At 55.1% G+C, this 7,981-nt stretch carries 8 protein-coding genes and 1 pseudogene; 2 read left to right on the top strand and 7 right to left on the bottom strand.

The window, feature by feature from the left end:
- Positions 1 to 83 (bottom strand): annotated as a pseudogene (locus ACWB12_RS08795) (2Fe-2S ferredoxin); the annotation flags it as partial.
- A gap of 327 nt (positions 84 to 410) precedes the next feature.
- Here ACWB12_RS08795 and ACWB12_RS08800 point away from each other — a divergent pair.
- Together ACWB12_RS08800 and ACWB12_RS08805 are read left to right on the top strand one after the other, a co-directional pair.
- Positions 411 to 875 (top strand): peptidoglycan-binding domain-containing protein, encoded by a 465-nt coding sequence (locus tag ACWB12_RS08800; RefSeq protein WP_479529702.1) that lies wholly within the window; start codon positions 411 to 413, stop codon positions 873 to 875.
- Positions 876 to 901: 26 nt separating this feature from the next.
- Complete coding sequence (locus ACWB12_RS08805; RefSeq protein ID WP_479529703.1) at positions 902 to 1,423, top strand: GNAT family N-acetyltransferase; 522 nt, start codon at positions 902 to 904, stop codon at positions 1,421 to 1,423.
- A gap of 79 nt (positions 1,424 to 1,502) precedes the next feature.
- Here ACWB12_RS08805 and ACWB12_RS08810 read toward each other — a convergent pair whose 3' ends face one another.
- The 6 genes from ACWB12_RS08810 to rpiA form a co-directional block, all read right to left on the bottom strand.
- Positions 1,503 to 2,924 (bottom strand): Do family serine endopeptidase, encoded by a 1,422-nt coding sequence (locus tag ACWB12_RS08810; protein ID WP_479529709.1) that lies wholly within the window; start codon positions 2,922 to 2,924, stop codon positions 1,503 to 1,505.
- A 194-nt stretch (positions 2,925 to 3,118) separates the two neighbouring features.
- The gene (locus ACWB12_RS08815) at positions 3,119 to 3,313 is read right to left on the bottom strand and encodes a DUF2065 domain-containing protein (RefSeq protein WP_479529704.1); all 195 of its coding nucleotides are present in this window, start codon (positions 3,311 to 3,313) and stop codon (positions 3,119 to 3,121) included.
- The gene (hflC, locus tag ACWB12_RS08820; RefSeq protein ID WP_479529705.1) at positions 3,313 to 4,179 is read right to left on the bottom strand and encodes a protease modulator HflC; all 867 of its coding nucleotides are present in this window, start codon (positions 4,177 to 4,179) and stop codon (positions 3,313 to 3,315) included. The genes ACWB12_RS08815 and hflC overlap by 1 nt, the downstream gene beginning before the upstream one ends.
- Positions 4,179 to 5,318, bottom strand: a complete 1,140-nt coding sequence (gene hflK, locus ACWB12_RS08825; protein ID WP_479529706.1) for an FtsH protease activity modulator HflK — start codon at positions 5,316 to 5,318, stop codon at positions 4,179 to 4,181. Before hflK ends, hflC begins: the two co-directional genes overlap by 1 nt.
- Positions 5,319 to 5,411: 93 nt before the next feature.
- Entirely contained in the window at positions 5,412 to 6,773 is a 1,362-nt protein-coding gene (gene gor, locus ACWB12_RS08830) for a glutathione-disulfide reductase (RefSeq protein ID WP_479529707.1), read from the bottom strand.
- A gap of 20 nt (positions 6,774 to 6,793) precedes the next feature.
- Positions 6,794 to 7,582, bottom strand: a complete 789-nt coding sequence (gene rpiA, locus ACWB12_RS08835; protein WP_479529708.1) for a ribose-5-phosphate isomerase RpiA — start codon at positions 7,580 to 7,582, stop codon at positions 6,794 to 6,796.
- Between the last annotated feature and the right edge of the window lie 399 nt (positions 7,583 to 7,981).

The raw sequence follows: 7,981 nt of genomic DNA on the forward strand, positions 1-7,981 counted from the left end.
GCGCCCTCCATCACGGTCAGCCCCAGAGCAACATCAACAACATGCTTGGTACCGTTGTGCTCAACATATGTAATTTTCGCCATTTTGCTTTCCTTAAACCAAAGCCGTCTGCAACCTTTAGCCAAGGCAGATACGCCTTGCCAGCAGGATTTACCAGTGGTTGCCACAAACCCGCCCAGAAACAAACTGACTGGGCCTTCAATGTTACAGATTGGTATGAATATTTCGCACGATTGCCATACTGCTTTCACCAACAGGCACAACCGCGTATGACCACACTAATGATCCAGCCAAAAAGGCGGCGAGCAGTGATAATGCGTATCCATTGGATGCTAGGGGCTACAACCCTGTTTCTGGGGGCCTGTCAGCAGGGTCCCCCCCCTGTTCTGCCACCTGTTAACGAAGCCGACATGATCCAGGTTTCGACCAAAGCGCCCGAAGACAACCGCAGCGGCAAATGCTGGGGCAAAGACATAACCCCCGCCCTTGTCGAAACCGTGACCGAACAGGTGCTGGTGCGTGCCGCCGGACCCGTGATCGGCCCATCCCCCGATGGCGCACCGACCTATCGAACCGTGCAAAGCCCCGCAGTTTACAAAACCCTGACCCACCAAAAGATCATCAAACCTCGCGCCGAATACTGGTTCGAGGTGCCTTGCGTGGCCGATATGGACAGGGATTTCATTGCAACCCTGCAACGGGCGCTAAAATCGCGCGGGCTATATCGCGGCGCAGTAACCGGCGTGATGGACCGGAAAACCACCAAAGCAGTGCGCTGGTATCAAAAACAGCATGGGTTGGACAGTAACATCCTGTCGCTTGCGGCTGCCCGCCAATTGGGGCTGGTGGCCTATGCACGGCCCAACGACAACTAGCAGCCTATGCTTATAGAAGGTCAAACATGACCAATAAATTGGTGATCCGCCAAACCACACCCGCAAATACAGCGCAGATACTCGCGCTCTATCCGCAGGCCTTTCCTGATGAGTATCTGAGAGCTGTTGTATCAGCCCTTCTCAAGCTAGGGCCGCAGATTTTGTCGCTGGCCACCTTTGACGGGGATACGTTGGTTGCACACATCCTGTTCACCATCGGCACAACCAAAGACCAGAAACAAACCGGAGCACTCCTAGGGCCTCTTGGTGTCAGACCATCGCACCAGCGACAGGGTCTGGGCAACACACTTGTCCGCAACGGGCTGGATCGGTTGGAGGGGGACGGGATCAGCCAAGTCTTTGTTCTCGGTGCTCCGGCATATTACCAGCGGTTCGGGTTTGCGCCCGAACGACATGTGTTGACGCCCTATCCCCTGCCAGTGGAATACGGCGATGCATGGCAATCCATGCCGCTTGCAGCACGCGCGCCGTTGTTGGCAGGGCGGCTATCGCTGCCAAAACCATGGATGGACCCCGATCTATGGTAACCGTGAATTAAACCCGCACCGGCACAAAACAAAAAGGGCACCCAACCGGATGCCCCATTCTTGTTATTACATGTGAAAATCATTCCAGCGACAGCGCCACAAACCGTGGCTCGCCCGCACGACGCACCAGCAGCAGCAGCGATTTGCGGCCCGCCTCATGCGCGTCCTTGATCCGTGCTTCCAGATCAGCAACGCTTGTGATCTTTTGCTGACCCGCTTCGGTCAACACGTCGCCAGCCCGCAGCCCTTTTTCATAAGCTTCGGTTGTCTCGTCGACCTCTTTAACCACCAGCCCTTCGGCCCCGTCTGCCAGCCCCAGTTGCTTACGCAGTTCGGGCGACATTTCCACGACGGTCAATCCAAGGATACCTTTTTCAATCGGTGCCGCGGGTGTTCCAACAACAGCCGGAATAGTGCCCTCGGCAGTTTCACGGCGACCTAATGTGATCTTCAGCGTCTGGGTTTTACCATCACGCAGCACCACAACACGCACCTCTTTGCCAACTTCGGTGTTGCCCACCGTCCTGACCAATCCACGGGTGTCCACAACTGTGGTTCCGTCAAACACAGTGATCACATCGCCCGATTTGATACCCGCCTCGGCGGCTGGACCTTCGGGAACGTCCGTTACCAATGCGCCGGCAGCTGTGTCCAGCCCCATCGCTTCGGCCACATCATCGGTCACATCCTGAATGCGCACACCCAGCCAACCGCGCCGCGTTTCGCCAAATTCTTTCAACTGGCTCACCACACGGGTCACCACATTTGACGCCATCGAAAACCCGATGCCGATGGAACCGCCATTCGGGGACAGAATTGCGGTGTTCACACCGATCACCTGACCATCCATATTAAACAACGGCCCACCCGAATTGCCTCGGTTGATCGCGGCGTCGGTTTGCAAGTAGTCGTCATAGGTGCCTGACAGCGCACGGTTGCGCGCCGAAACGATACCGGCAGAAACAGAAAATCCCTGCCCTAACGGATTGCCCATCGCCATCACCCAGTCACCGACGCGCATGATGTCACTATCGCCGAAGGCAACAAATGGCAGCGGCTCGTCGCTTTCGACCTTCAGCAGCGCAATATCAACCTTGGGGTCACGGCCAATCACCTTGGCAGGTAGCATTTTACCGTCGAAAAACTCGATCTCGATCTCGTCAGCTTCTGCAATCACATGGTTGTTGGTGACGATATATCCATCCTCGGAAATCACAAAACCCGATCCCAGTGCTTGACTTCGCCGTGGCTGTTGGCCATTGCCACCACGGTCCATGAAATCCTTAAAGAAATCCTCGAACGGTGATCCTTCGGGCACGATGGGCCCAGGCATCTGGCCTGTCGGGGCCGCGATTGTGGTTGTCGTGGTGATGTTCACGACCGACGGGCTGATCTCTTCTGCCAGATCGGCAAAGCTTTCAGGCCCGCCACGGGCATGTCCTGTGACCGCTTGTAATACCAGCAACATTGCAGCCAGCATCAGCATCCACATGGCTTGCATCGGGGCGTGATTGTTTGAATTTTGGGCGACGGGGATCGAAATAGCCTTGGTTTTCACTTTGAAAGTACTCCTCTTTCAGTCTGAAACAGCGCGCCCAACCTTGTATTCGGCGCGACCTGATAGTCCTATAGATAGGCACATATTTTCAGAACTCAAACCCCTGGTCGCAACTTCAAGCGGTTGTGAAGCAGATTTCAGCCTATTATCTGCGCCAGCCAGACCAAACCGACGCCCAATGTAACGGCCCCAAGGCCAAAACGGCGGCGCATTTCAAGCGGCATCGCTTTCAGGGTTTCCAATAGTTGTTCAACAAGCGAAGGGGCCAGTGCGTACACCAGCCCCTCTATTACCAATACCAGCCCGAAGGCCGACAGAATGGTTGACCCCATTATGGCTTCGCCGATTTCAGATAGTTAAAGAATTCACTATCCGGTGACAGAACCATCGTTGAATTGTTGCCTTTCAGTGAGGACCGATAGGCCGCCAGAGAACGGTAGAATTCAAAGAATTCAATGTCCTTGCCAAACGCTTCCGCGAATATTGCGTTGCGTTTCGCATCCGCTTCACCACGGGCGATCTCGGATTCACGGTTCGCAGCTGACACCAGTTCAACCACAGTCCGGTCGGCCAGCGCCGTTACGCGCAACGCGGCTTCCTTACCACGGGCAATCTCGTCCGCTGCTTCACGGTCGCGTTCGGCGCGCATTCTGTCGAATGTGGCCGAAAGGTTGGCACGCGGCAAATCGGTACGCTTCAGACGCACGTCAATCACCACAAGACCCAGCGACCGCGCATCGGCAATTGCGCCGTTGCGAATTTTCAGCATCAAGGCCGCCCGATCCGTCGATAGGATATCGTTTGACGAAACCGACCCCAGAACCTCGCGGATTTGCGCCTTGAGGATTGAATCGATACGGGTTTCAGCGGCACGTTCGCCCCCAACACCCACCGCTTGGCGGAACTTTTCAACGTCCACAATGCGGTAACGGGCAAAGGCATCGACCACCAGACGGCGATCATCCAGCGGTGTCACCTCTAGCGGATCAACATCGCGGCTCAGAATACGGTCGTCATAGCGCACCACATCCTGAATCAACGGAATTTTGAAGGCGATACCCTGCTCGTTCTTGATCGAAACCACCTTACCAAATTGCAGCACCAGCACTTTTTCGCGCTCGTCCACGATGAAAACCGACGACATCAGCGTTATTACTGCGATGAATAGAATCGGAAGGAGTAATGTAGTTTTCCGCATTAGTTGTTCCCTCCGCTGCTTTGCAACTGGTTCAGCGGCAGATATGGCACAACACCCTGTGCGCCCCCGCTGGTGTCCTGATCCAGAATGACTTTGTTCATTCCGCCCAGCACTTCTTCCATGGTTTCCAGATACAGCCGCTTGCGCGTCACTTCCGGTGCTTTCTGGTATTCTTCCAACACGGCCAAGAACCGGCTGGCTTCACCTTCGGCTTCATTGACCACACGGGCGCGATACGCTTCGGCTTTTTCCAGCACTTGGGCCGCTTCACCACGGGCCCCCGCCAAAACGCGGTTGGCGTGGGTGTCGGCCTCTTTCACCAGACGGTCGCGGATTTGTTCCGCTTCCTGCACCTTGTGAAAGGCGTCGATCACTTCTTTGGGCGGATCGGCCTTGTCAAAGTTAACCCGAACAATGGTCACCCCAGTTTTATAGCTATCGAGTGTTTGCTGGATCAGGTCTTTCAAATGATCTGAAATCGCGCGGCGGTCACGGTTCAGGATCGGGGCCAGATTGGATTGCGAGATAATCTCGCGCATGGCTGATTCAGACACCGCTGCGATGGTTTCTTCGGGGTTTTTCAGCTCGAATAGGAATTTTTGCAGATCGTTAATGTTCCAGACCACCTGAAAATCAATGTCGACGATATTTTCATCACCGGTCAGCATCAGACCAGCATCACCCCCGACACCCACACCGATATTGACGATTTGCTCGCGGGTTACAGGGCGGATTTCTTTGGTCACCACAGGCCAAGGTGCAAAATTTAGCCCCGGGTTGCCCGTGGATGAATATTTGCCAAACAGCAGTTCAACCGATTGTTCCTCAGGCTTGACCGTATAAAACGACGCCATGGCCCATAGCCCTGCGGCCACCAACAGACCAAGGCCAACCGTGCCTTTGGTGAACGCCGGACCTGATGGTCCATCACCCTGCCCGCCAGTGCCACGACCACCACGACCGCCCATAAGGACGCGCAGTTGTTCCTGGCCTTTTTTCACAATGTCTTCGAGTTCGGGGATTTGCGGTCCGTCCTGGCCGGGGCGTTTGCCACCCCCACCGCCGCGGTCATCACCGCCGCCGTTCTGGCCGCCATTATTGCTGCCTCCACCCCAGGGTCCGCCGTTATTTCCAGCCATCTAGCTTCCTTTTAGTTCAGATATGTAGATCAGTTGTGTATTCTATAGGGTAATTTCAACCCGTCTGCACGGGTGAATTTGTACTGTTGCGTATTACGCAGTCCGCGTTGGCACCTTCATAGTCACCAGCTCTTCGGTCATGGTCGGGTGCACCGCAACCGTGCGATCAAAATCTTCCTTGGTTGCGCCGATTTTTACTGCAATCGCCGCCAGCTGGATCATTTCACCCGCATTATCCGCGACAATATGACAGCCCAGAACCACGCGTGTGGCTTGGCTGACGATCAGTTTCATCATCACACGGTCCTCGCGCTCGGCAAATCCGGTCTGCATGGCGCGGAACGTGGCGCTGTAAACCTCGATCGGCTCCTGATCACGCGCCGCTTCCTCGGTCATGCCCACGGTGCCCAGTTCGGGTTGGGTGAACACCGCACTTGCCACCAGATCATGGTCCGGCTTGTGCGGTTTACCATGAAATACTGTATCAACAAAGGCCGCGCCCTCTCGGATCGCCACCGGCGTCAGGTTGATCCGGTCGGTGACATCGCCGACCGCATAGATCGACGGCACAGCGGTTTGCGAATAGTCATCCACAATGATCTCGCCCTTGCGACCCAGTTCAACGCCGGTATTTTCCAACCCCAAGCTATCACTGTTCGGCACCCGCCCCGTGGCATACATTACCGTATCAACGATAAGGTCATGACCGGTGGTGCATTTCACGAACAACCCGTCATCGACCTTGTCGATCTTCATCACATCGGTGCCCACATGCAGGTCCACGCCCCGCTCGCGCACCAGATCGGCCACATGGCCGCGGGCCTCGTCATCGAATCCGCGCAGAATTTGCGCACCACGATAGAATTGTGTCACCTTGACACCCAGCCCGTTCAGGATGCAGGCAAACTCGCAGGCAATAAACCCGCCACCGACAATCAGAATAGATTTGGGCAGCTTGTCCAGCTTGAACACCTCATTCGAGGTGATCGTCAGGTCTGATCCCTCAAATTCCGGCGTGAATGGCCGCCCGCCGACCGCTATCAGAATATGCTTGGCACTAAAGGTCTCGCCACTGCTCAACTTCACCGTATGCGCGTCGACCATCTCGGCGCGGGCATCGAAAATCTCGACACCGGCCTTGGCCAGATTGGTGCGATAGATATTTTCCAGCCGGTCCAGTTCCGCATCCAGCTTGCCACGAAACTTGCTCCAGTCGAACGCGCCAATGCTTGAATTGGTCCAGCCGAACGCCTTGGCGTCCTGCACCGCCCCGCTATAGGCCGAGGCGAAAACCATCAGCTTTTTCGGAACACACCCGCGAATAACGCAAGTGCCGCCCATGCGGTATTCTTCGGCCAGCGCCACCTTGGCTCCGGCTTCACTTGCCGCCAAACGCCCCGCACGCACCCCGCCCGAACCGCCACCAATGACGAATAGATCATAGTCAAAACTCATAGCATCACGCCCTTAGATGATTATTCCGTCAGATCGGTAAACAGGTTATCGCTCTCGACGAAATCAATGCGGTCTTCCTCGACTGTGCCGGCATTGATGTCACGCACTTCGACACGGCCATCGCCATAGCCAATCACAACCACATCGCAAATGTCGATGAAAAGCCCGTTTTCCACCACGCCGGGGATCTGGTTTATCACCAGTGAAAACTGCCGAGGATTACCTATCCGGTTCAAATGCAGGTCCAGAATATAATTGCCCTCGTCGGTGATGAACGGCACATCGCCATTCAGCCGCAGGGTAGAGTTTTGGCCCAGCACATCCAGACTGACCAGCGTTTCCTCGATCAAGGCTTTGCTGGTTTGCCAGCCAAACGGGATCACCTCGACCGGCAGCGGGAAGGCACCCAGCGTTTCGACCTGCTTGGAAACATCGGCGATCACCACCATCATATCGGATGCGGTCGCCACGATCTTTTCTTGCAACAATGCGCCACCGCCGCCCTTGATCAGGTTCAGGTTGGCGTCATATTCATCCGTGCCATCAATGGTCACGTCCAGCCATTTCGCCTCGTCCAGCGAAATCACCTCGATGCCGACTTGCCGCGCCAGATCAGCGGTGCGGGTGGACGTTGGCACGCCCTTGATCTTCATGCCGCCATCGCGGACCTGTTCGCCCAGACAGCGCACCATCCACGCGGCGGTTGATCCAGTGCCCAACCCGACACGCATGCCGTCCTCGACGTAATCCACAGCGCGTTTGGCGGCGACAAATTTGGCTTTGTCGATCGGTGATAATTCTCCGGTCATATCGTGCGACTCCCCAGTTGTTGGCAGCGTTATAAGGGATCAGTCGCGCGGCGGCGAGGGGCTTTTAGGACGCATTTGCCCATGCAACGAATTCATCCCCAATTATTTCTTGGGAATCGGCTTCCAAGGCCAGTGGAATCCCGTAAATCGCGGTATGTCAATTCTGGTTTTCCGGACTTGCGGTAACACACCTATAAGTTGATATTTAAATTGCTTCACATCTTTAAGAAGCATTATTTAAACCAATACTTTTAGGAGAAATATTATGGCTACAATTAGGGCCTGTTGACGTTTAGGGATTCCCATTCTGTTTAAGTTCTGATTCAATGTTGCAAACAAAAGGAGAGCAGCTTTGATACGAACGGTTTTAACAGATAATCAATGGACTTTGATTGCCCC

The organism is Profundibacter sp. (assembly GCF_056498605.1).

Excerpts from the sequence above, each read along its gene's own strand:
- ACWB12_RS08800 (WP_479529702.1), top strand. The coding sequence starts at position 411 with ATGATCCAGGTTTCGACCAAAGCGCCCGAAGACAACCGCAGCGGCAAA.
- hflK (WP_479529706.1), bottom strand. The coding sequence starts at position 5,318 with ATGGCTGGAAATAACGGCGGACCCTGGGGTGGAGGCAGCAATAATGGC.
- ACWB12_RS08815 (WP_479529704.1), bottom strand. The coding sequence starts at position 3,313 with ATGGGGTCAACCATTCTGTCGGCCTTCGGGCTGGTATTGGTAATAGAG.
- ACWB12_RS08810 (WP_479529709.1), bottom strand. The coding sequence starts at position 2,924 with ATGCAAGCCATGTGGATGCTGATGCTGGCTGCAATGTTGCTGGTATTA.
- hflC (WP_479529705.1), bottom strand. The coding sequence starts at position 4,179 with ATGCGGAAAACTACATTACTCCTTCCGATTCTATTCATCGCAGTAATA.
- rpiA (WP_479529708.1), bottom strand. The coding sequence starts at position 7,582 with ATGACCGGAGAATTATCACCGATCGACAAAGCCAAATTTGTCGCCGCC.
- gor (WP_479529707.1), bottom strand. The coding sequence starts at position 6,773 with ATGAGTTTTGACTATGATCTATTCGTCATTGGTGGCGGTTCGGGCGGG.
- ACWB12_RS08805 (WP_479529703.1), top strand. The coding sequence starts at position 902 with ATGACCAATAAATTGGTGATCCGCCAAACCACACCCGCAAATACAGCG.